We start from the raw sequence: 22006 nt of genomic DNA, 5'->3' as shown, positions 1-22006 counted from the left end.
CCTTTCATACATCAAGTCGGAATCGAGAACGACGGCGCAAGAGCAGGGGCTTGCGCCTTGTTCACCCCGCAAGCGCGCGGCGGATTATGTTGGCCAGTTGGGACTTTCGATAAGGCTTGGTCAAGAGCAGCGCGCCGGTGGCTGCCGACCCCGCAACCCAATCACTTCATCGAGCTGCGAATGAAGTTCGATGAGGGTATCTTCTCCGAGTGTTTCCTTGATCCGCGTGAAGACACGTTCCCACACGGGAAAGATAGATTCGATCGTGCGCTCGCCGGCTCGGGTGATGACGACGACTTTCGTGCGAGCGTCTTCCGGCGACCGCGCGACGCGTAGAAGTCCTGCACGCTCGAGCGGCAGAATGCTTCGCGTCAGCGTAGTGCGGTCCATCAGCACGGCCTGCGCGAGCCTGCTCATGGTCGCGCCCGAATCCCCGAACAGTGCGGCGGCCGCGAGAACCGGCAACTGCGACGAGTGCAGCCCGAAGGGCGCTAATTCGTCGTCGTAGAGTTTGGCAAGAACGCGTGAGGCCTGCCGCACACGAAGGGCGGGACACTCCTCGGCCATCTGTCGCGCCAACTGAGAGAAATTGCCCATTTAAGGTGTATACACATATAAAAGATAGATGTCGACAAAGCGAGGAGAATCCGTAGATATTGACAAATAAAGTGCATATGCACTTAGAATACACCATTAGACCTTGGGCGGCGCGAACGATTTGGCGAAGGGGCCTCGGGCGCTTCATCAAGGCGCGCGCTCGCGTGGACGGCACGAGATCGTTTGGGTTCCGGGTTGCCGAGTCGACGGTGCTTCCAGGCCGCCCAGGCAAGCGGAAGAAGTCATTCTACCGCGCCGCTTGACCTGTCTGATCCATCAACGAAGGAGGATCCCGTCATGTCGATGTCGAACGCATCAATTCCGGTATTCGAGATTGGCCTCAATGCACTCTCGGCGATTCTCGACAAGGCTGAGACATATGCTGCGGCAAGGTCGATCGATCCCGCGACGCTGCTCAGCGCGCGACTCTTCCCCGATATGCTCGCATTCACTCAGCAGGTGCAGAGCGCCTGTGACCAGGCCAAGAACGGCGGCGCACGGCTCGCCGGCATCGACCCGCCCAGGTATGAGGATAACGAGAAGACAATCGCCGAGCTCAAGGCGCGCATCGTCAAGACAGTCAGCTTTGTGAAGACGCTCGACGCCAAGAAGATCGACGAGTCGGCCGACAGCGAGATCACATTCCCGCTCGGTCCGACGAATATGGGCCACATGAGAGGTGCGGACTATCTCAACCACTTTGCGGTACCAAATTTCTACTTTCACGTCACCACCGCCTACGACATCCTCCGTCACTGCGGTGTCGAAATCGGCAAGCGCGATTTCCTCGGTACCATTCCGATGAGAATAACGTGAGATATGGCTCGTAATGAAATAGGCCCGCACGCGGTCCAGAAAGCGCGCTGTCCTGATTATGCTCTCCAGGCGCTGGGCGCTCGTCGCGATGGGAAGTCCGACGCGCGGCCGATTGGGTGAAACGCAACAAGATGACCCGCGGAAAATTCAATGCATTCTGCCGGAGGCTCCCTGCGACCACGCATGTGGTTCAGTGGGGTGGATCGCATGTCTGGAAGGTCGGTGGCAAAGTCTTTGCGATCGCCAGCGGCAAGCATGGCGAGCCGAGCGTCACCTTCAAAGTGAGCGATATTGCGTATGAGATGCTCAAGGATCAGCCGGGCTTGCGCCCGGCGCCGTACCTCGCATCGCGCGGCATGAAATGGATCCAGCACTTCGCAAAGCCCGGGCTGCCCGATGCCGCGCTCGGCGACTACATCCGGCAGTCTCACTCTATCGTCTCGCAGGGCTTGTCAAAGAAGAGACGGCTTGAGCTCGGGCTTGCAATGCCTGTGCCGCAGGCGTGAAAAGGTAACACCACTTCCACCGCTTCATCCCGTCAGCGCACGCCGGACCATGTTAGCCAGCTGGGACTTCCGATACGGCTTGGTCAGCAGCAGCACGCCGGGGTCGAGGCGGCCCTGATGCACGATGGCGTTGTCGGTATAGCCTGATGTGTAGAGCACCTTGATGCCGGGCCGGAGCTTCAACACCTTCTCGGCCAGTTCGCGGCCGGACATGCCGCCGGGCATGATCACATCGGTGAACAGCAGATCGAACGCCTGACCATCTTCGATCAGGTTCAGCGCCGCCGGTCCGTTGGCGGCGCCCACCGTGCGGTAGCCGAGGCTCTGCAATTGCGTGGTGACGAAATTGCGCACCAGCGCGTCGTCTTCCACCACCATGATGGTTTCGTTGCCATGCGGCAGCGGTGGCGCCGCGCTGGGCGCCGCCTCGACCTGGCCGCGGGCCGGCGGCAGATAGAGCTTGATCGTGGTGCCGTGGCCGACTTCGCTGTAGATCCGGATGTGCCCGCCGGACTGCTTGACGAAGCCGTAGACCATGCTGAGCCCAAGGCCCGAGCCCTTGCCGACTTCCTTGGTGGTGAAGAACGGCTCGAACACCTTGTCCAGCACGTCCTGCGACATGCCGGCGCCGTTGTCGCTGACCGCGAGCATCACATAGGGGCCGGGTTTCACGCCCGGATTAGCCTGCGCGTAGGCTTCGTCGAGCATGACGTTGCGCGTCTCCAGCAACAGCTTGCCGCCGTTCGGCATCGCGTCGCGGGCGTTGATCGCCATGTTGAGCAGGGAATTGGCGAGCTGCGAGGCGTCGATATGGGCGGTCGCCGTTTCCTGTTCGAGGATCGAGTTCACCTCGATCTGCTCGCCGAGCGTCGGCCGAAGCAGTTTGGCGATATCGAGCACGGTGGCGTTGATGTCGACATTGCGCGGCTGCAGCGGCTGGCGGCGGGCGAAGGCGAGCAGATGCTGGATCAATTCGCTGCAGCGTTCCGCCGCCTGGTCGATCAGTTCGGCCGTCTTCTGCAGCTCCGGCTCACGCGCAAGCCGCGCGACCAGCGTTTCGGTGGTACCGGTGATCACCGTCAGCATGTTGTTGAAATCGTGCGCAACGCCGCCGGTGAGCTTGCCGATGGCGTCGAGCTTCTGCGCTTGCTGCAGCTTGTGTTCGGTTTCGCGCGAGGCGGTGGCGTCGTGATAGACCAGCGCGGCGCCGCTGATGGCGCCCGCGGCATCGCGCAGCGGCCGGCCGCTGATCAGGAGATGAACCGGCGGATTGCCGCTGACGGGGCGTACCACGATCTCGATGGCGTCAAACGCTTCGCCGCGCAGCGCACGCGAGGCGGGCATGTCGTGGACCAGCAGCGGCGTGACGCCGTCGGCATGAAACACCGTGCTGAGCGAGCGCAGCATTTCCACCGTCATTCCCGGCCGGTAGCGCAGCATCTTCTCGGCGGCCGGATTGGAGAGCAAAACCTCTCCCTTGGTGTCGATGACCAGCACCGCCTCCGCCATGCTGTGAAAGGTGCTGCGCAGCACGGCCGCCGAAAGCCTGAGTTCGTCATGCGCGGCAACCAGATGCTCGGTGCGCTCGGCGACCGCGGCCTCCAGCGCCTCGTTGGTGGCCTGGGTGGCACTCAGCGAATCCTGCAGTTGCCGGCGCGAGCGGCGGGCCGATACCGTCAGAACGGTGGCGAGGATCAGAATCAGCGTGACGCCGGCGAGATCGATCGCCAGCAGGAACCTGCCGATGGTTTCGGATTCGGCGCGTCTGGCGAACAGCAGCCGGCGCTCTTCCGCCACCGTCCTTTCGAGGTTCCCGGCGATCACGGCCGTCGCCGCACGGTCTTCCTGGCCGACAAGCGCCGCGACCGCGGCGGTGTCTCCCATGATTCGGCGCCTGATCAACTCGCCATTGACCGTAACCTGGCGCTCCACCAGCGCGTTGGTCTCTTCGATGAGCTGCTTTTCGACTGGATTGTCCTTGACGGCCTCGATCAGCGCCGCCAGCGCCGGCAGGATCGCGTCGCTGGCCTCGCGATATTCCCTGGCAAATTCCTGATCGCCGTTGATCGCAAAGGCGCGCGCCGCGCTTTCGGCCCGGCGCAGCAACGGGCGCATGTCCGAGATTTTGCCGAGTATGCCGAGCGCACGGTCGACGGAAGCGGTATCGGACCGCGACTTGAGGTCCAAACCGATCGAGGCAGCGCCGATAACGAGGAGGATGGCGAGGCCAATCCCAAGAATGATACGCTGCGAGGGCATTGCCAGTTGCTTACTTCACTATCTCGAGTGGCGCGCAGAAGCTTTCGGTGTGGTGATGCACTGATTGACCGAGGTCAACAGCGCATCCGGCGTGAAGGGCTTGCGCAGGCAGCATGCCGCGCCGAGTTCGATGGTCATCCGCAGGAGTTCCGGCGCGCGCTCGGTGTTGGCGAAGGCGTAGCCCGACATCGCGACGATCGGCAGGTCCGGCCTGCGCTCGTGAAACATCCGGATCGATTCGAAGCCGCGCATATGCGGCGTGAACACGTCGATCAGCATGACGTCGAAATCGGAGGATTCGAGTGCGCGCATTCCCGCTTCACCACCGTTGGCAACGGTGACCTCGAAACCCTTGCGGGCCAGACAAACCTCGATGGCAACGCAGACCATCGGGTCGTCATCGACCACGAGAACGCGCGGCACGATGATTCCTTCTTCCTCGGGCGGCGGTCAGGTGACCAGCACATCCCATGTGACGATTAAGTCGAAACGCCGACAGGTCGTCTGTATGATAGAGTGCACATAAAAGTTGTTGAGGGCAATTACGTTTAGCTGTGTCAGAACGAGAACAATCCACCGGTTCCGGAGCTGCGCCTGCCATGCCCCCGATCGATCGCGCGGGGCGGCTGTCGCCGCTCGGGTTCGTCCTGCTCGCCATTACGTCGGTCGGGTGGGGCGTCAACTTCCCGATCATGAAACATTTACTGACGGAATGGCCGCCATTGTCCTCGCGCGGCTTGTGCGGCATCGCCGGCGCTGCGGCATTGGCGCTGATTGCGCTCGCGCGGCGGCAAAAATTGAGCGTGCCGCGGCCGATGTGGCTAAGATTGCTCATTGTTTCCATGTTGACGATCGGCGGCTGGGTCGCATTCATGGGACTGGCGCTGTTGTGGCTCAGTGCCAGCGAGGCCGCGGTGCTCGGCATATCGATCCCGGTCTGGGTGGCGCTTCTGGCATGGCCGATCCTGGGGGAACGGCTGTCGCCGCTGCGCGCCGTCGCGCTGACGGTCGCGCTCGCCGGCATCGCCGTGCTGATCGGCGGCAACGGCATCGAGGCCAGCGTCGATAAATTGCCGGGCGTCGCGTGCGCGCTGGCTGGTGCGGTGTGCGTCGGCCTCGGTACCGTGCTGACCAAGCATTTCCCGTTGGCGATGCCGCCGCTGTCGCTGGCTGCCTGGCAGATCGGGCTCGGCTGCCTGCCGATCGCGATCGTTGGGCTTGCGGTCGAGCAGCCGCAACTGGCAGCGCTATCATATGTCGGCTGGCTGTCGCTGCTCTACATGACGCTGGTCCAGTTCTGCCTTTGCCATGTGTGCTGGTTTGCCGCGTTGGAGCGGCTGTCGGCGGCGACGGCTTCGATTGGAACCTTGCTGGTCCCGGTCATCGGGGTGCTTGCGGCGGCGGCGATGCTGCGCGAGCCGCTCGGCCTGCGCGAAATCGCGGCGCTGGCGTTCACGCTCGGCGGAGTGGCGGTGGCGCTGCGCGCGTAATTTCGCAAACGAAAAGGGCGGCGCAGTAAGAATGCGCCGCCCTTCGAACTCACGATATCCCGCTATTGCGCGGGGCAGGGATGCCGCAGCCCGTCATTGCCGAGATAGGTGCCCGACGCCGGATCGTAGGACCGGTATCTCCGCATGCAATACGCCACAGCATCATCGTCGGCGGGGGGCGCTGCGGCTACTACGCTGTCGTCGTAATATCCATACGAGTCATCGTAGTAGGACGGGCTGTCGTAATAGCCATAACTCGACCCGATGCCGGCGCCGATCGCGAAGCCGGGCCAGAAGCCACGGTGATGATGACGATGGTAACGGCCGCCGTAGTAGCCGCTACCCGCGACCGCACCTGCACCGACGCCGGGCGCGGGCCGGACGAAGCCGGGGCGACCTTCCGTGCCGGCAACAGCGCCAGCCCGGAAGCCGGGACTTCCGCTGGGCGCAACGGCCACGCCACCACCTCTGAAGCCACCACCACCGCTGGGTGCAGCGGCCATGCCGCCACCTCTGAAGCCACCACCACCGCTGGGTGCCGCGGCCATGCCGCCACCCCTGAAGCCGCCACCACCGCCGGGTGCGGCGACGGAGCCGCCGCCACCGCCTCTAAAGCCACCGCCACCGCCAATGGCTGCGCCGCCGCCACCACCGCCGCCGGCCCTGGCACCGCCGCCACCGGCCGCTATGCCGCCTCTGCCTTCCTGCGCCTGGGCGGCGCTGATACTCGACGCGACTATCGGCAACACAAGCGCGATCGCCGCTGCTGTACTCAAAACTTTCAGATTAATCATCGTAGGCTCCATTTCCGGGATATGGGTTTCAACCATCCTCGGAGGTGGACGTTCCCAAACCCACGCACTGATCGTGCGCATACCGAGCCTGTCCCGCTGGAGCTGTATGCGAAATGAACGAATTGCGCCGGTTCCGCGGCAACTGCCGCCGAAATGTGCCGTGTGGACCAAGGCGACGGGCAGGGCGGGAAACAGCCTTTGGCTGGACAATTCGCCCCGCCGATGGCATCAGAGCGACACGTCACCTCGAACCGGCCGAGCCCTCATGAAGCAGTTTCTGCTCAAATTTTTCACTTGGTGGAACGGCCAGACGTTCGGCACGCAATTGTGGACGTGGCGATTCGGCGAGCTGGTCGGCCTGGACGAGCAAGGCAACCGTTACTATCGCACCAAGGGCCGCAAGATCGATCCGACGCTCGGCTTCGAGCGGCGCTGGGTGGTCTATAACGGTTATGCTGAGGCGAGCCGGGTGCCGCCATCATGGCATGGCTGGCTGCATCACACCGTCGACGTCGCGCCGACCGAGGAGAGCTACACGCCGCGGGAATGGGAAAAGCCGCATGTTCCCAACCTGACCGGCACGCCCGCAGCCTACCGTCCGTCCGGCTCGACGCTGGTCAGCGGCCGCCGCCCCAAGGCGACCGGCGATTATCAGGCCTGGACGCCCGGAAGCTGAACTCTCGGTAAGTTTACCCGCCGCTACCACCAGGTGTCTTGCCGGGCATTATAGGTGTATATACACTTATGACATGAAACAACCGTCCGATCACGACACCGACTACATGGCCGCGGCCGGCTGCTTCTGCCTCGCGTCGCGACAGGCCGCGCGGAAGATCACCCGGCTGTACGATTCCCATATGCAGGGTTCTGGCGTCCGCGTCACGCAGTTCACCATCCTGTCGCAATTGATGCTCCGCGGTGAAATGCCGATCGGCAAGCTTGCGGGTCTGCTTGGGATGGAGCGCACCACGCTGAGCCGCAACCTAACCCTGTTGGAGGACAAGGGTTGGATTTCGATCAGCGCCGGCGAGGATCCGCGCGCACGCATGATTGACATTACCGCGCAGGGACGCGGCCTCGTTCGTCGCGGATTTCCCCACTGGTCGAAAGCGCAGGCGCATATCGGCAAGCTGCTCGGCGCCGACGGCCAGGCGGCGCTGAAGCTTTTGGGTTCCCGAAATTTGGGGTGAGACGAACCGGACGCCTGGTCAGCATTTTCATTCGTCTCAATAGGTGTAACTACACATAAGGAGATGTATCATGCTGGACTTTATTGGAACCATCGTTCTCGTTGCCGCGATCATCGTCAGCATCAATGCGCTCACTGGCGCGATGCCGATCAGCGCATCGCAGCGCATTGCCCTTTCAGTGGGCGCCGGTCTGTGGACGGGTCTGGCTGCCGCACTTGCCGCCGCGAACCTGTTCCTTGGCACAAATCCGATAGGGCCGCCGGTGATCGGTACGATGATCGCGCTTCCGCTGGTCGCGACGGCCGTTGCGGCGTCGATCTCGCCGTCGGTGCGCGCTTCGCTGCTCGGAATGCCGATGCCCTTCCTGATCGCCCTGAACCTCTGGCGGCTGGCGGGAGGATTTTTCCTCCTCCTCGCGGCCGAAGGCCGGCTTGGCGGACCGTTTCCAACCTCGGCGGGCTGGGGCGATGTCATCACCGGCGTATTGGCTTTGCCGGTGGCCTGGCTCGCGCTGCGCGGACAAGCTGGTCCGCTGGTCTGGGCATGGAATACATTCGGCATGCTCGATCTCGTGGCCGCGCTTGCATTCGGAATTATCTCCGCGAATGGCTCGCCGCTGCAGATCATTCACGCCGGGCAAGGCTCGGAAGCGGTGCAAGTGCTACCATGGTCGCTGATTCCGACCGTGCTGGTGCCAATGTATCTGATTGTGCACGGCATCATCTTTGCGAAGCTGGCGCAGGGCAGCCAGCGCGCGCCGGGCTGAAGCTCTGCGCCGCACCGCACGCGTTCCTATTTTGCACAAGCCTCGCCTGTGGATAACGGGATCAGCGGGCACAACCAACGCGACCGTCTTGTCCTCTCCGCGAGCTTGCTGCTCAATAGGGACATCTTACGGAGATGGGAAACCATCGCGTCGGTGTCGGGCTCCAGTTCGCGACTGTCCCGGCTAGCAGCGGTCACCGAGTAGGACACGGCCGGGAGATAGGCCCCTGGTGCAGAGGTTCTGAAATCGCCCGCTAATGTGTGGCTGCCGTAGGACAGGAAAGGTCGTCTGGGAAACCAGGCGGCCTTTTTCTGTGTTCGCGCGATATCGTGTGTTGTTTTTCATCGTCCGCCTTGTGCGCGATTGCGCACTGGGGCGGACGATCCAGTACGCCGTGATCTCTCGGCTCTAGCTGGCACCTGCGATTACTGGATGCCCGCCTTCACGGGCATGACGGCAGAGCTACGCCAGCCGCGCGGCGGCGCGGTCGATCATCTCGCCGCGGCGGATTTGCGCCGGTGCGATCCTGTCTTTCATGAAGGCGAGGACTTCCGGCGGCGCGGTGTCGGGCGAGCCGGAATTGAACGGCGGCGCAGGATTGTATTCGAGCCGGAGCTGGATCGTCTCCGCGGTCCGCCTGTCGTGCAGCAGCGAGACCAGCGTCAGCGCGAAGTCGATGCCCGCGGTGACGCCGCCGCCGGTAACGCGATTGCGATCGACGCAAACCCGCGTCCTGGTCGGGATCGCGCCGAACGCCGAGAGGAAATCCATCGCCGTCCAGTGCGTCGCCGCGCGATAACCCTTGAGAAGGCCGGCGGCGCCGAGCACCAGTGAACCCGTGCAGACCGAGGTGATGTATTTGGCGCCGGGCGCCTGCTTTCGCAGGAAGGCCAGCATCTCCTCGTCGTTGATCATGTCGTCGGTGCCGAACCCGCCGGGCACGCAGATGACGTCGAGTTGCGGGCAGTCCGCAAAGGTCGTGGTCGGCGTCAGCATCAGCACGGAATCGCTGGTGACCGGCTCGATCCGCTTCCAGACCAGATGAACTTGTGCGCCGGGCAGGCTGGAGAACACCTGCAACGGACCGGTGAAGTCGAGCTGGGTGACCTTGGGGAACAGCACGAGACCGATCTGAAGCGGCGTGGGCGTGGGAGACGGCGCGGACATCATGACCTCCGGAAAATTTGGCTTGACGCAAAATTGGCTTGACGGAAGGCATCCTGACATGGTCGCTTCGTGTCCGAAATGGCATATTTCCCTCATTTCGGGACATCAGCCAAAAAGCGAGCTGCAGGATGATCGGCGTTCTCGTATTTCCGGATTTTCAGTTGCTCGATGCCGCCGGTCCGATTTCGGTGTTCGAGATCGGAGCGCGCTACGCCGAAAACGCCCCTTCGATCAGGGTTGTGGCGGTGACGCCGGGACCGGTGCGCTCGTCCTCCGGCGTCGAGATGCTCGCGCGCGGGCTAAGGCCGTCGGGCGCGATCACCACCCTGATCATCGCGGGGGGCGAGGGCGTGCGGCAGGCGGCGACCTGCGAGAAGACGCTCGGCTTCGTGCGCGCGATCGCCAAACGTGGCGTCCGCATCGCCAGCGTCTGCTCCGGCGCCTATATCCTCGCCGAGGCCGGCCTGCTCGATGGCCGCCGCGCCACCACGCATTGGCAGCGCACGCGGCATTTTCTCAAAACCTATCCGCAGGTGAAGCTCGAGCCGGACCGCATCTTCGTCCGCGACGGCGACATCTGGACGTCGGCCGGGATATCGGCCGGCATCGATCTGTCGCTGGCGATGATCGCGGAAGATTACGGCGACGAGATCGCGCAGAAGACCGCGAAGCAACTGGTGCTCTATCACCGTCGTAGCGGCGGCCAGTCGCAATTCTCCTCGCTGCTGGAATTGAAGGCACCGAACGGCCGGTTCGGACCGCTGTTGGCCTGGGCCCGCGAGAATCTCGATGCACCGCTCACCGTCGAGGATCTCGCCGAGCAGGCCGGCATGAGTTCGCGGCATTTCACCCGCGCTTTCATGGCGGAGACCGGCAGCACGCCGTCAAAGGCGGTGGAGCGGCTGCGCATCGAGGTGGCGCGGCAACGCGTGCAATCGTCCAGCGAGGCGATCGAGCGGGTTGCCGAAGTCACGGGCTTTCGCGATCCCGAGCGGATGCGCCGCGCCTTCATCCGCGCCTTCGGCCAGCCCCCGCAATCGCTGCGCCGCGCGGCGCGGGCGGGGTAGGGGCATTGGAGAAACGCTATCTCCGGAAATCCACCCGGCCTTGCGTAAAGTAACCGTCTATTCTCTGATCGCTCACCATCAGGCCGACCCAGGGGACCGTGATCTCCGGGTTGTTCAGGTTGATGTATTTCCCGACCAGCCGGCGCGGACCTTCGCGCCTGGCCTCGATCAGGCCCCTGCGCTTACCGGAATCCCAATCGAATAGCAGGTACACGCGGTCTCCGACGATTCTTGCTTCGCCTTGGCCCGGCTTCCATTTATCGGGGGCATCGCCCGGTATGGTGGGGTCCGCTGCACCCTTCCAGCGGCTCGACCACTCGCCTTCGATCGTGCCGCGCGGGTCGCTCGTATTTCCAGCGCTCCATGGCTTTGCATTTTCGTCGGCGGCGGATTCTTCCGGTACCGTGTTGCGGGCAAACTGCGTCACGTCATCGTCGTTGGGGTTTGGAACGTCCATGACGCCGAATGGATTTCGGATTGCCGGATCGTTTTCGGATACGACGTTTCGGTTTGCGCTTTCGGATTTCATCGGTGCCTCCAACTGCCATGGCCGTGCTTCGCTCCGAGCGGCACGGCCTGCTTCAAGGGCGTTGGATCGCAGGATGGAGGCGCGGCGGCCACCCGATTTCCGGGGGAACCTTGCTGGCTATGTCTGATGTCTCCGGCGCGCGATGATTCGGCGCCGTTCGCCCGGCTCACGCAACATCGGCTTGCGCGCTCGGCGTCTCCTCCGCGAGCAAGGCATCGAGATCGACGAGCTGCGGATCGTCATGTTCGGGTTCGCCGCTGAGTCCCGCGCTGCCATGAAGATGCATCAGGGTCTGCACGCGGCGGGCGTTGAGATGGTCCACATGCTGATGCTGCAGCGCTACCGGCAGCAGCGCCTTGGGCAGCCCGACCAGCGCAAAGGCCGGAACCTTGCGCACCTCGTCGCCCTCGCGCCAAAGCAGGGGATGGAGCGTGTAGATCAATTGCCGGTCGATCTCCGCCGATGGCGGTTGCTCCGCCTCTGATAGCGCGATGCTGGCGAGGTTGGCGTTACCCGCGCGTGTGCGTACGGCTGCGGATCGCAGCTCCCAACATATCAAGTCTGCCGCCGCAAGAACCTCGCGGCGAACGGCATCCACGTTGCTCGAGAACCTGGTCGCTTCCGGTATCGACATCGCGCTTTTCGTGACGGCCTCGACCAGCGCGGTGGCGCCGCCGTCAAATCCCGGCGCGGCTCGCTCTATCGCCGCAGCCATCGCCTCGATCTGGTCCGCCAGCGCATCGCGGTCGCGCTGGGCCTTGGCGTCCGCCAGTGCGCGTTCGGCTGAAGCGACCTGCTCGTCGAATTCCAGCAGTTCGGCACGCATCGTCTTGGTGCGGTCCTCGACGGCGCGCATGGCAGCTTCGGCGCGATCGAGCCGGGCATTGGCAGCACCGGCTACCGCCAGCCGTTCGGCGGCGGTGCGTTTTTCTGCAAGTTCCGACTCGGCGACGCTCAGCCGCTCGGCCAACTTCTGCCGCGCCGCCAACTTTTCCTTCAGCGCGTTCTCGAAGCGCTCGATCGGGCCGAGCTCGCGCATAAAAAGCTCGCGCTTAAAAAATGCCATGGCAATACCCCCGCGCATCACGATCGTCCGCCGAATCAGCGGGCCGATTCGCTACATGTAGAAACTAGCCTGAAACTTGGATGACATTGCGGCTTAAGTCTGTTGGGCGAAACCGGGCAGTGGATGATGGCCGGCGAGGGGCCGGCCATCAACGCCGCTGTGCATGGAACGCGGCTAAAGCGGCTTGTCAGGGTGCCAGCCGAGTACCGCCAGCATCACGAAAAATCCGACGACATAGGCCAAGGCCACGGGCCAGCCCTGGCTGACCCAGCGGCCGACGGATTTGGCCTCCGGATACATGTTCGACAGCGCGACGCCCGCCGACGAGCCGAACCAGATCATCGATCCGCCGAAGCCCACGGCATAGGCCAGATAGCCCCAGTCGTAGCCGCCTTGTTTCAGCGCGAGCGCGGTGAGGGGAATGTTGTCGAACACGGCGGAGACGAAGCCTAAGCCCAGCGCGGTCGGCCATGAAGCGACCGGCAGCTTCTCGACCGGCATCAGCGAAGCCGAGGTGACCAATGCCAGCAGAAAGATCGTGCCCTTGAAGGTTTCCGGCATCACCTTCCAATCCGGCGTGCGCAATCCCGCCGTCAGCAGAATGACGACCCAGACGGCGATGCCGAGAACCGGGACAGCATCGAGCAGGGCAGGGAACTTCAAATTGGCGGTGATGTTCGCGGCCAGTGCGGCGACGAGAATGGCGGCGACGATGAACACCCGCGCCGGGTCGATCTTCAGCCCCTTCGACGCATCCTTCTGGATTGGCGAGTAGCGCTGTTGCTGAATGGAAGCGGGCACCGCGAAGATCAGCATCGCAACGATGGCCGCGATATAGGCCTCCACCACGGCGAGCGGACTGACGCCCGCGATCCACATCATGGTGGTGGTGGTGTCACCGACGACGCTGCCTGCTCCGCCGGCGTTCGAGGCCGCGACGATCGCGGCAAGATAGCCGATGTGAACCTTGCCCTGGAACACGTGCCGCGCAACGGTGCCGCCGATCAGGGCGGCGGCGATATTGTCGAGGAAGCTCGACAGCACGAACACCAGGGCGAGCAGGACCACGCCGCCCTTCCAGTCGTCCGGCAACAGCGCCGGCATCTCATCCGGAATCCGGCTTTCCTCGAAATGCCGGGATAGCAGCGCAAATCCCATCAGCAGCAGGAACAGATTGCCGAGCGTGACCCACTCATGCGCCATGTGGTGGCCGAGTCCGCCGACGCCGGTGCCGTATTTGAACCCGGTGAAGATCAACTTGTAGACGATGATCGCGGCAAGGCCGGCGAGCGCGACCTGAAGCGTCTTGTGATGGAACAGCGCGACCCCGAGCAGCGTCAGCGCAAACAGGATGAAATCGACGGGTATCCCGAATACAAGGATGGGTTCGATCACAACGGCCTCGGATAAGCGCGAGAGAAATTCACGGGTTCAGGTCGCAATCGGCAATGTGCATTATTTCAACGTCTTGAGCCAATCGGCGATTTCGCTCACCGCGACGTTGGCCTGCTGCAAGAGCTTGCCCATGGTGAAGAAGCCGTGGAACTGGCCGGGGAAGTGACGGTAGGTCATGGGCACGCCGGCTTCCTTGAGCCGCGCGGCATATTCGGCGCCCTCATCACGCAGCGGATCGGCGCCGGCGGTCAGCACATAGGCCGGCGGCAGCCCGGCGAGCGTCTTCGCGCGCGCGGGCGAGGCCTTCCAATGGTCGATGTCATCAGCGCGGTTCAGATAATGGTTGCAGAACCATTTGATCACGGAATGGGTGAGGAGGATGCTGGTCTCGGGCTCGCTGTGCGAGGGGTGGCTCATAGCAAAGTCGGTGGCGGGATAAATCAACACCTGGCCGGCGAGTTTTGGTCCGTCGCCGTCGCGCGCGGCCAGGGCCACGACGGCTGCAAGATTGCCGCCGGCACTGTCGCCGCCAACCAGCAATTGCGCGGCGTCGATGCCGAGCTGTCTGGCGTTGTCCGCAACCCATGTCGTTGCCGTAATCGCGTCATCGGCGGCGGCCGGGAATTTGTGCTCGGGCGCGAGGCGGTAATCGACGGAGATGACGATCAGCTCGCCTTCATGGGCGAGCATGCGGCAGACCACATCATGGGAATCGAGATTGCCGATCACCCAGCCGCCGCCATGGAAGAAGACGAGGCATGGCGCGAGACCGTTGGTCTTGCGCAGCGCCTTCGGTGTGTAGATGCGGGCCGGGAGCGCGCCATGCGGCGCCGGGATCGACAGCGGCTTGTCCGATTCCAGTTCAGGCGGTTCGGGATTACTGACGAAGCGGGCGTTCAGATAGTACTCGCGGGCTTCCGGTGCGGTCAGCGTCTCGTAGGCGGGACGGCCCGCCTCCTGGAAAGCCTTGTAGACGGCGGCGGCGTCGGGATCGAGCGTGACGGGCATGGGACCTCTCGTTTTGAGTTGTCATCCCGGGGCGCGCAGCGAACCCGGGATCTCGAGATTCCGGGTTCGCATCTGCGATGCGCCCCGGAATGACGGTTGCGTCAGGCGGCGGTGCGGCCGCCGTCGACGGTATAGGCGGAGCCGGAAACGTAGCTCGCCTCGTCGGAGGCCAGGAACGCCACGACGGAGGCGACTTCGGATGCCTGTCCGAGCCGCCGCGCCGGAATCCGGTCGACGATCTTCTCGTTCGGCGGCGGTTCATTGCCGGGATTGCGGCCCTGCAGGATGGTGCTCAGCATCCGGCTGTCGATCAGGCCGGGGCAGACGCAATTGACCCGCACGCCGGTACCGGTGCATTCCCAGGCGGCGCTCTTGGTGAGCCCGATCACCGCATGCTTGCTGGCGCTGTAGACGGCGATCATCGGCGATCCGATCAGGCCGGCGATCGAGGCGGTGTTGATGATGCTGCCCTTGTTTTGTTTGAGCATCACCGGCGGCACATGCTTCATGCCGAGAAAGACGCCGACGACGTTGACGTCGAGCACGCGCCGAAAACTCTCCAGCGAATATTCCGGGATCGGCTTGATGTCACCCTCGATGCCGGCGTTGTTGTAGAACGCGTCGATCGCGCCGAACCTGTCGACCGTGGCGCGGACATAGTCCGCGACCTCGTCCTCCTGGGTAACGTCCGCCGCGACCGCGTGCGCTTCGGCGGAGGCGGGCAGGTCCTTGATCGCGGCCTTAAGGTCGTCTTCCCTGCGGTCGACGGCGACGATACGGGCGCCGCGTTCGGCCAGGAGGCGGATGGTCGCGGTTCCAATGACGCCGGCCGCGCCGGTCACGACGGCAACCCGGCCATCGAGGCGAATTCGATCGGGCATGTCTGGGGTTTCCTCTCGCTCCTCCGGTTATCCCGGATTTTGGTGGTTTTCGCGCCAGGAGTGGGCACCTCTCGCGCGAACGGAAGCGACTATTTCATCTGAAACGGGGCATGACTAGATCATGGGGCCATGATCGAGATCATGGTGCGACCATCGAAAGCCGGTTTCCGCCTTCCCGGGGGCCACGGGTCGAGTGCGGCGGGAAGGGGGCAAGCCGCCCTTTCCGCGCCGTATTCGCCGTGTTAACCGGGTGGGACGCGAGCGGCGGATAAGTCTGTACTATGTCGCGAGCCCGATTCGCCTGTAAAAGCCGCGAGATGCTTCGAACCATTGCCCTGACCGGTCTTGCGGCGCTGATCGCCGCCACCATGACTTCGCTTGTGCCGCCGGCGCAGGCGCAGATCGGCAATATCTTTTCCGATCCGCCGCTGCGGCCGCCGGGCGCCATTCCCCGCGGCAATCAGCAGCAGCAACAATTTCCCGACGACGACGAGGAAGTGCCGGAATTGCCGCGCGGCCGCCTGTTGCCGACCCCGAACCGTCCGCCGCCGGGGCAGGGCGCTCCGCCGCCGGGAAGCTTCCAGTCGCAGCCGTTGGCGCCGCCGCCGGGAACGACCGTCGCTCCCCAGGGCACGCAACCGGGTGTTGCGGTTCAGCCGCCGCAGCCGGGCCAGCCGGGCGTCGCCACCGCGCCGCCGGGTCAGCGCCAGCCGCCAGCCAAAGGCGTGCCGCAATCGCCGGCGACGCTACAGCCGGGCGATGAGGTCGTGTCCGAGCCGCCGGCCACCAAGATCACCAACAAGAAGGCGAGCTTCTCCGGCCTCGACAAGATCACCGGCCGCATCATCAATTTCGAGGAGGATATCGGCGAGACCGTGCAGTTCGGCGCGCTGCGCGTGAAGACCAGTGCCTGCTACACGCGGCCGTCGACGGAAGCTGCCAACACCGACGCCTTTGTCGAGGTCGACGAGATCACGCTGCAGGGCGAGGTGAAGCGGATCTTCTCGGGCTGGATGTACGCGGCAAGCCCCGGCCTGCATGGCGTCGAGCACCCGGTCTATGACATCTGGCTGACCGACTGCAAAGGCCCCGACCAGACCATCGTCAGCGCACAGCCCGATCCGGCGAAGACAGTCGCGCCGCCGGCCGGGCAGAAGCGTCCGCCGCAGCCGAAGCAGGCGGCGCCGCGTCCACCGGGACTACCGCCGCAGCCGCAATTCCAGCAGCAGCCGCAGCAGGCTCCGCCGCCGCCACCCCCGCCGCAGCAGCGGCCGGGTGGACTGTTTGGCGGATTGTTCGGGAATTAGGACGTCCGCCTCCGCGTCGGCATGTTGTACGCCCCCAAATACTCAGCATTCACCGTGTAGCCGCCACTTGCCGTCGGCAGTGCGCCTTACAGTAAGATCGCCCATGCGGATGTTCGTCGCGAGGAAATCGATGAAGCTGCGCACGCGCGTCGGCAGCGGCCCGGCGTGGCCGACGTAGATCGCATGGATGTCTTCCCGGTCCCCCGGATTGTAGTTCTGCAGCACCGGAACCAGGCGCCCGGCCTCGATGTCCGGACCGACGTGGAATAGAGCCAGGCGTGCGCAGCCGACTCCGCCGAGCGCGAGCCGACGGACCGCTTCGCCGTCGCTGGCGCGTGCTGCTGGCGGCGGCAGCACCTCCTCGATCCGCTCGCCGCGACGGAACGGCCAACCGCGAATGCTGCGCGGAAAAGTCCAACCGATGCCGCGATGGCTGGCGAGTTCAGCCGGGGTCTTCGGCTCGCCGAAACGGGCAAGATAAGTCGGCGCGGCTACCACCGCCATGCGGCTGGTCCCGAGCTTGCGCGCGACGAGGCGCGAAGCCCCCAGCGGCCCGACGCGAATTGCTACGTCGGCGCGCTCCTGCATCAGGTCGATGACCGTATCGGTGAGAACGATGTCGAGCGTGATATCGGGATGCTCGGCGAGGAAGCGCGGCAGCAGCGGCATCACGTGCTGCATGCCGAAGGGTATGTTGCTATTCACCATCAGATGCCCGCGCGGCGCTGCACCGGAGCCGGCCTCGCGCTCCGCCTCCTCGATTTCGCCGAGGATGCGCAACGAGCGCTGATAGAAGGCTTGGCCTTCCTCGGTCAGTTGGAGCTTGCGCGTGGTCCGGTTCACAAGTCGCGTGCCGAGCCGGGCCTCCAGGCGGGATACCAGCTTGCTCACGCCGGATGGGGTCATGCGAAAGCTTTTTGCCGCCGCGGTGAACCCGCCGAGGTCGACGACCCGGACGAAGACCTCCATCTCGGCGGAACGGTTGGTATCGAGCCGGCTCATGTTGAATTCGCATCACAAATGATTGGATTGCCGGCATCCTAATTCTTCCGCCGCGCTTCCGCTATTTGCGTTGCAGCAACCCTGTCCTGATCCGGAGCAACGCATGCCTGCCGCCGTCCTTGCGCTGACCGCCGGTGCCTTTGGCATCGGCACCACTGAATTCCTCATCATGGGCCTCTTGCTGCAGGTCGCCGCCGATATGCAGGTTTCGGTCTCCGCGACGGGCCTGCTGATCTCCGGCTATGCGCTCGGGGTGTTCGTCGGCGCGCCGATCCTGACGCTGGCGACGCGGCGGATGCCGCGCAAGGCGGTGCTGCTTGCTCTGATGGCGATCTTTACCTTTGGCAACGCCGCCTGCGCGCTGGCGCCGGACTACGGGCTGTTGATGGCGGCGCGGATTCTCACCTCGCTCGCCCATGGCACATTCTTCGGCGTCGGCTCGGTTGTGGCGACGAGCCTCGTCGCCGAGGACAAGCGCGCCTCCGCGATTGCCACCATGTTCATTGGGCTGACTGTGGCTACTCTGCTCGGCGTTCCCTTCGGCGCGTGGTTCGGCCTCATGCTGGGATGGCGCGCCGCGTTCTGGGCGGTGACCGCGATCGGTGTGGTTGCCTTCGCGGTGCTGGTCATCTTCGTTCCCGGCCATGTGGGCGGCAATGAGCAAGCCATTTCGCTGCGCGAGGAACTGGCGGTGGTCGGCCGTCCGCAAGTCCTGCTCGGCCTCGCCATGACCGTGTTCGGTTTTGCCGGCCTGTTCGTGGTCTTTACCTATGTCCAGCCGATCCTGACCCGGCTGACCGGCTTCTCTGAAGCGGCGGTCTCGCCGATCCTTCTCGTGTTCGGCGTCGGCCTGTCGATCGGCAATATCGCGGGTGGGCGGCTCGCCGACCGTGGTCTAGGACGCGCCCTGATCGGCACGCTTGCGGCGCTTGCGCTCGTGCTCGTCCTGCTTGCGGCGGTGTTGTCGATCAAGGGCCTCGCCGTGGCGTTTATGTTCCTGCTTGGCGCTGCCGCCTTCGCCACTGTGGCGCCGCTGCAGCTTCGCGTGCTCGAAGCGGCCGGCACGGAGGGGCGCACGCTCGCGTCCAGCCTCAACATCGCGGCCTTCAATCTCGGCAATGCGCTCGGCGCCTGGGCCGGCGGGTTAACGATCGATCACGGCCTGGGTCTGGCCGCGCTTCCACTCGTCGCGGCGGCGATCACCGCGGCGGGGCTCGTGCTGGCGATATGGAGCGTGCGTCTCGACCGGCCGGTACCTTCCGCTGCGGCGTGCCCGGCGGAATGAAAGCAAAGCATCAAAAGGGAGCACGACAATGCAATATCGCAACCTGGGTGCCTCAGGCCTGAAGGTTCCCGTTATCAGTTTCGGCACTGGCACGTTCGGCGGAGAGGGGCCGCTGTTCTCGGCTTGGGGCCGGAGCGGCGCCGAGGAAGCGAGGCGGCTGGTCGACATCTGCCTCGAAGCCGGCGTCAATCTGTTCGACACCGCCGATGTCTATTCGAACGGCGCGTCGGAAGCGATTCTCGGCGCCGCGATCAAAGGCCGCCGCGACAGGGTGCTGATCTCTACCAAGACCAGCCTGCCGATGGGTGACGGTCCATTCGACGCGGGCTCATCGCGGCATCGCCTCGTTTTGGCGGTGGACGCCGCCTTGCGGCGGCTCGGGACCGACTACATTGACTTGCTGCAGCTCCACGCGCTTCGATGCCTTCACGCCGATCGAGGAAGTGCTGTCGACGCTCGATGGGCTCGTCCGTGACGGCAAGCTGCGCTATGTCGGCGCCTCCAATTTCTCGGGCTGGCAATTGATGAAGTCGCTCGCCATTGCCGAGCGTCACGGTTGGCCGCGCCATGTGGCACATCAGGTCTATTATTCGCTCGTCGGCCGCGACTACGAGTGGGAGCTAATGCCGCTCGGCCTCGATCAGGGCGTTGGTGCGCTGGTCTGGAGCCCGCTGGGTTGGGGACGTCTCACCGGCAGGATAAGACGCGGCCAGCCGCTGCCGGCGGGCAGTCGCCTGCGCGAGACGGCGCAGTTCGGTCCGCCTGTCGACGAGGAGCGGCTCTATCGCGTCGTCGACGTCCTGGATGCGGTCGCGACCGAGACCGGTCGCACCGTGCCGCAGGTCGCCATCGCATGGCTGCTCACCCGCCCAAGCGTGGCGTCCGTGATCATCGGCGCGCGTGACGAAGCGCAGCTCCGCGACAATCTCGGCGCCATTGGCTGGTCGCTGACCGCCGAGCAGATCGCACTCCTCGACAAGGCGAGCGCGGTGATGCCCTGCTATCCCTATTATCCTTATCGTGTCCAGGAAGGCTTTGCGCGATTGAACCCGCCGCCGGTTTGAGCCGATCGGAAGCGGACGCCGCCGCGCCTCGGTGTTTTGCAAGACCTACGCATCAATTGCGTTCGGCAATGATCGCGAGCGCTTCCGCGCCGCTGACCGGCTGGCCGGCGGCCAAATTCAGGAAATCCGCAGGCTCGCCCGCAATCGCCTTGTCGAGCAGCATGCGATAGCGGCGCCTCGGAATTTCGACCGCGCCGAAGCTGCGCAGATGTTCGGTGACATATTGTGTGTCGAGCAGCTCGAACCCGCCAGCGATCAACCGCGCCACCAGATGCACCAGCGCCACTTTCGATGCGTCGCGGGTGCGATGGAACATACTCTCCCCAAAGAACGCCCGCCCGAGGCTGACACCGTAGAGGCCGCCGACGAGGTCGCCGTCCTGCCAGACCTCGACGCTGTGGCAGTGCCCGAGTTCGTGGAGTCCGACATAGAGATCGCGGATGCGCTTGTTGATCCAGGTGTCGTCGCGGCCCGGCTGCGGCGCCGCGCAACCCGCAATGACCGCCTTGAAGGCGGTATCGACGGTAACGCTGAAGGCGTCCGAGCGCACGGTGCGGGCAAGCCGCGAGGCGATGCGGAAGCCCTCGAGCGGGATCACGCCGCGCATTTCCGGCTCGACCCAGAACAGCGTCGGATCACCGGCGCTCTCGGCCATCGGAAAGATGCCGCAGGCATAGGCCCGCAGCAGCACTTCGGGCGTGATTTCGGAAACGGCTGACTCGCGCGATGTCATGGGCTGATGATAGCAGGACGGAGGGGGCCTATGCTACGTTCCGCAAACAATCAGTGCGCAGCCGTGGCCGCACAATGCGAGACGGATGACGGTAAGGCAATCCGCCCGGCCGACTTCCCGCAAATGAGTGTAGCATGAGCGCAGTGTTGATCGTCGTTCCGGTGTTCGCGTTGATCGCGGCCGGCTATGCGGCGGTAGCGCTGCGTTTCATCTCGCCTACGGCGCACAAGGGTATTTCCGAGTTCGCCTTCAGCATCGCCATTCCCGCGCTCTTGTTTCGGATCGTGGTCGTCGCGGAATTTCCCGCCGTCAACGCCTTCGCGGTGTGGGGCGCCTATTATGGCGCAACGGCGGCTATATGGATCGTCGCGCTGCTGGCGTCATCCGTTCTTCGGCAATCCCGGGCCGACGGCGTGGTGCTTGCGATCGGCGCGGTCTACGGCAACGTCGTGATGCTCGGCCTTCCCCTGACGCTGTCGGCGCTGGGAAGTCAGGCGGCCGGCTCTATGGCGTTGATCCTGTCGGTCAACACGCCCCTGCTTTGGCTTTGCGGCACGCTGCAGATGGCATGGGCCGAGCGGAAGTCTTCCGAGTCAGCGCCGCTGCTGGTGCTGCGGGCCGTGCGCGAGATCGCGCGCAATCCGATCATGCTCGCGCTCGGCTTCGGCTTTCTCTGGCGCCTGACCGGATTGGGGCTGCATCCCGTTGCGGACAGGACGTTGGAACTGCTGGCGCAGGCGGGTTCACCCACGGCGCTGATCGCGCTCGGCATCAATCTGTTCGGATTCAGGATCAAGGGCCAGGCAGTCGCGATGGCCGTCATGTGCGCGCTCAAGCTGCTGGCGATGCCGGCCATTGCCGCGATCCTCGCGTTCTACGTCCTGGCGTTGCCGCCCATTTCCGCGGCTGTGGTTGTCCTGTTTGCCGCAATGCCGACCGGCGCCAATGCCTATATCTTCTCGGCCCAGTACGGACGGCTGAGCGAAGCCGTCTCGGGCGCGGTGGCGCTCGGCACGGTGCTGGCCGCAGTGACGTTGCCCGTCATCGTGGCATTCGTGACGGTCGCGCTGCGCTAGGCGCTCGA

22 protein-coding genes and 1 pseudogene are annotated in these 22006 nt (G+C 64.4%); 11 read left to right on the top strand and 12 right to left on the bottom strand.

What is annotated here, in order from left to right:
- Positions 1-120 precede the first annotated feature (120 nt).
- A complete protein-coding gene (locus tag V1294_RS23055; protein WP_334500337.1) occupies positions 121-597 on the bottom strand; it encodes a MarR family winged helix-turn-helix transcriptional regulator in 477 nt (158 codons plus the stop codon).
- Between the two features lie 297 nt (positions 598-894).
- Here V1294_RS23055 and V1294_RS23050 point away from each other — a divergent pair, with 297 nt between their 5' ends.
- Positions 895-1413, top strand: a complete 519-nt coding sequence (locus tag V1294_RS23050) for a DUF1993 domain-containing protein (RefSeq protein WP_334480364.1) — start codon at positions 895-897, stop codon at positions 1411-1413.
- Between the two features lie 131 nt (positions 1414-1544).
- Complete coding sequence (locus V1294_RS23045; RefSeq protein ID WP_334480365.1) at positions 1545-1919, top strand: MmcQ/YjbR family DNA-binding protein; 375 nt, start codon at positions 1545-1547, stop codon at positions 1917-1919.
- 24 nt (positions 1920-1943) lie between these two features.
- Here V1294_RS23045 and V1294_RS23040 read toward each other — a convergent pair whose 3' ends face one another.
- Positions 1944-4178, bottom strand: a complete 2235-nt coding sequence (locus V1294_RS23040; RefSeq protein WP_334500334.1) for an ATP-binding protein — start codon at positions 4176-4178, stop codon at positions 1944-1946.
- Between the two features lie 18 nt (positions 4179-4196).
- Positions 4197-4601 (bottom strand): response regulator, encoded by a 405-nt coding sequence (locus tag V1294_RS23035; RefSeq protein WP_334500332.1) that lies wholly within the window; start codon positions 4599-4601, stop codon positions 4197-4199.
- A 176-nt stretch (positions 4602-4777) separates the two neighbouring features.
- On the opposite strand from V1294_RS23035, the gene V1294_RS23030 reads away from it, so the two are divergent.
- Complete coding sequence (locus V1294_RS23030; RefSeq protein WP_334480370.1) at positions 4778-5668, top strand: DMT family transporter; 891 nt, start codon at positions 4778-4780, stop codon at positions 5666-5668.
- Between the two features lie 62 nt (positions 5669-5730).
- Here V1294_RS23030 and V1294_RS23025 read toward each other — a convergent pair whose 3' ends face one another.
- Positions 5731-6462 carry a BA14K family protein gene (locus V1294_RS23025; protein ID WP_334500330.1) on the bottom strand — a complete coding sequence of 244 codons (732 nt, stop codon included), beginning with the start codon at positions 6460-6462 and terminating at the stop codon, positions 5731-5733.
- A 265-nt stretch (positions 6463-6727) separates the two neighbouring features.
- Between V1294_RS23025 and V1294_RS23020 the strand changes: the two genes are divergently transcribed.
- The 3 genes from V1294_RS23020 (at position 6728) to V1294_RS23010 (ending at position 8418) form a co-directional block, all read left to right on the top strand.
- Positions 6728-7138, top strand: coding sequence for an NADH:ubiquinone oxidoreductase subunit NDUFA12 (locus tag V1294_RS23020; protein WP_334480373.1), 411 nt, complete (start codon positions 6728-6730; stop codon positions 7136-7138).
- 106 nt (positions 7139-7244) lie between these two features.
- Positions 7245-7652, top strand: a complete 408-nt coding sequence (locus V1294_RS23015) for a MarR family winged helix-turn-helix transcriptional regulator (protein ID WP_334500328.1) — start codon at positions 7245-7247, stop codon at positions 7650-7652.
- 70 nt (positions 7653-7722) lie between these two features.
- The gene (locus tag V1294_RS23010) at positions 7723-8418 is read left to right on the top strand and encodes a hypothetical protein (protein ID WP_334500327.1); all 696 of its coding nucleotides are present in this window, start codon (positions 7723-7725) and stop codon (positions 8416-8418) included.
- A 462-nt stretch (positions 8419-8880) separates the two neighbouring features.
- On the opposite strand, the gene V1294_RS23005 is transcribed toward V1294_RS23010, so the two are convergent.
- On the bottom strand, positions 8881-9585 hold the full coding sequence (locus V1294_RS23005) for a DJ-1/PfpI family protein (protein WP_334480377.1): 705 nt from the start codon (positions 9583-9585) through the stop codon (positions 8881-8883).
- Positions 9586-9713: 128 nt separating this feature from the next.
- Here V1294_RS23005 and V1294_RS23000 point away from each other — a divergent pair, with 128 nt between their 5' ends.
- Positions 9714-10652, top strand: a complete 939-nt coding sequence (locus tag V1294_RS23000) for a GlxA family transcriptional regulator (RefSeq protein WP_334500326.1) — start codon at positions 9714-9716, stop codon at positions 10650-10652.
- A 16-nt stretch (positions 10653-10668) separates the two neighbouring features.
- On the opposite strand, the gene V1294_RS22995 is transcribed toward V1294_RS23000, so the two are convergent.
- The 5 genes from V1294_RS22995 to V1294_RS22975 form a co-directional block, all read right to left on the bottom strand.
- Positions 10669-11079, bottom strand: a complete 411-nt coding sequence (locus tag V1294_RS22995; RefSeq protein ID WP_334500325.1) for a hypothetical protein — start codon at positions 11077-11079, stop codon at positions 10669-10671.
- A 268-nt stretch (positions 11080-11347) separates the two neighbouring features.
- Positions 11348-12247, bottom strand: coding sequence for a hypothetical protein (locus tag V1294_RS22990; protein ID WP_334500324.1), 900 nt, complete (start codon positions 12245-12247; stop codon positions 11348-11350).
- A 174-nt stretch (positions 12248-12421) separates the two neighbouring features.
- Complete coding sequence (locus tag V1294_RS22985) at positions 12422-13642, bottom strand: citrate transporter (RefSeq protein ID WP_334500323.1); 1221 nt, start codon at positions 13640-13642, stop codon at positions 12422-12424.
- A 60-nt stretch (positions 13643-13702) separates the two neighbouring features.
- A complete protein-coding gene (locus V1294_RS22980) occupies positions 13703-14650 on the bottom strand; it encodes an alpha/beta hydrolase (protein ID WP_334500322.1) in 948 nt (315 codons plus the stop codon).
- Positions 14651-14751: 101 nt separating this feature from the next.
- Positions 14752-15531 carry an SDR family NAD(P)-dependent oxidoreductase gene (locus V1294_RS22975; RefSeq protein ID WP_334500321.1) on the bottom strand — a complete coding sequence of 260 codons (780 nt, stop codon included), beginning with the start codon at positions 15529-15531 and terminating at the stop codon, positions 14752-14754.
- A gap of 317 nt (positions 15532-15848) precedes the next feature.
- Here V1294_RS22975 and V1294_RS22970 point away from each other — a divergent pair, with 317 nt between their 5' ends.
- Entirely contained in the window at positions 15849-16838 is a 990-nt protein-coding gene (locus V1294_RS22970; RefSeq protein WP_108521301.1) for a DUF2155 domain-containing protein, read from the top strand.
- A 42-nt stretch (positions 16839-16880) separates the two neighbouring features.
- On the opposite strand, the gene V1294_RS22965 is transcribed toward V1294_RS22970, so the two are convergent.
- Positions 16881-17840, bottom strand: coding sequence for a LysR family transcriptional regulator (locus tag V1294_RS22965; RefSeq protein ID WP_334500320.1), 960 nt, complete (start codon positions 17838-17840; stop codon positions 16881-16883).
- A 103-nt stretch (positions 17841-17943) separates the two neighbouring features.
- Between V1294_RS22965 and V1294_RS22960 the strand changes: the two genes are divergently transcribed.
- Positions 17944-19125 (top strand): MFS transporter, encoded by a 1182-nt coding sequence (locus V1294_RS22960; RefSeq protein ID WP_334500319.1) that lies wholly within the window; start codon positions 17944-17946, stop codon positions 19123-19125.
- A gap of 28 nt (positions 19126-19153) precedes the next feature.
- Positions 19154-20189: pseudogene (locus tag V1294_RS22955) on the top strand (aldo/keto reductase).
- A 52-nt stretch (positions 20190-20241) separates the two neighbouring features.
- Here V1294_RS22955 and aat read toward each other — a convergent pair.
- The gene (gene aat, locus V1294_RS22950) at positions 20242-20922 is read right to left on the bottom strand and encodes a leucyl/phenylalanyl-tRNA--protein transferase (RefSeq protein WP_334480395.1); all 681 of its coding nucleotides are present in this window, start codon (positions 20920-20922) and stop codon (positions 20242-20244) included.
- Positions 20923-21056: 134 nt separating this feature from the next.
- Here aat and V1294_RS22945 point away from each other — a divergent pair, with 134 nt between their 5' ends.
- Positions 21057-21998 (top strand): AEC family transporter, encoded by a 942-nt coding sequence (locus V1294_RS22945; protein WP_334500318.1) that lies wholly within the window; start codon positions 21057-21059, stop codon positions 21996-21998.
- The last annotated feature ends 8 nt before the right edge of the window (positions 21999-22006 follow it).

Origin of the sequence: Bradyrhizobium sp. AZCC 1678, from assembly GCF_036924765.1 — a bacterium.
Classification (GTDB): domain Bacteria; phylum Pseudomonadota; class Alphaproteobacteria; order Rhizobiales; family Xanthobacteraceae; genus Bradyrhizobium; species Bradyrhizobium algeriense.
This window is presented reverse-complemented; position numbering and strand designations above follow the sequence as displayed.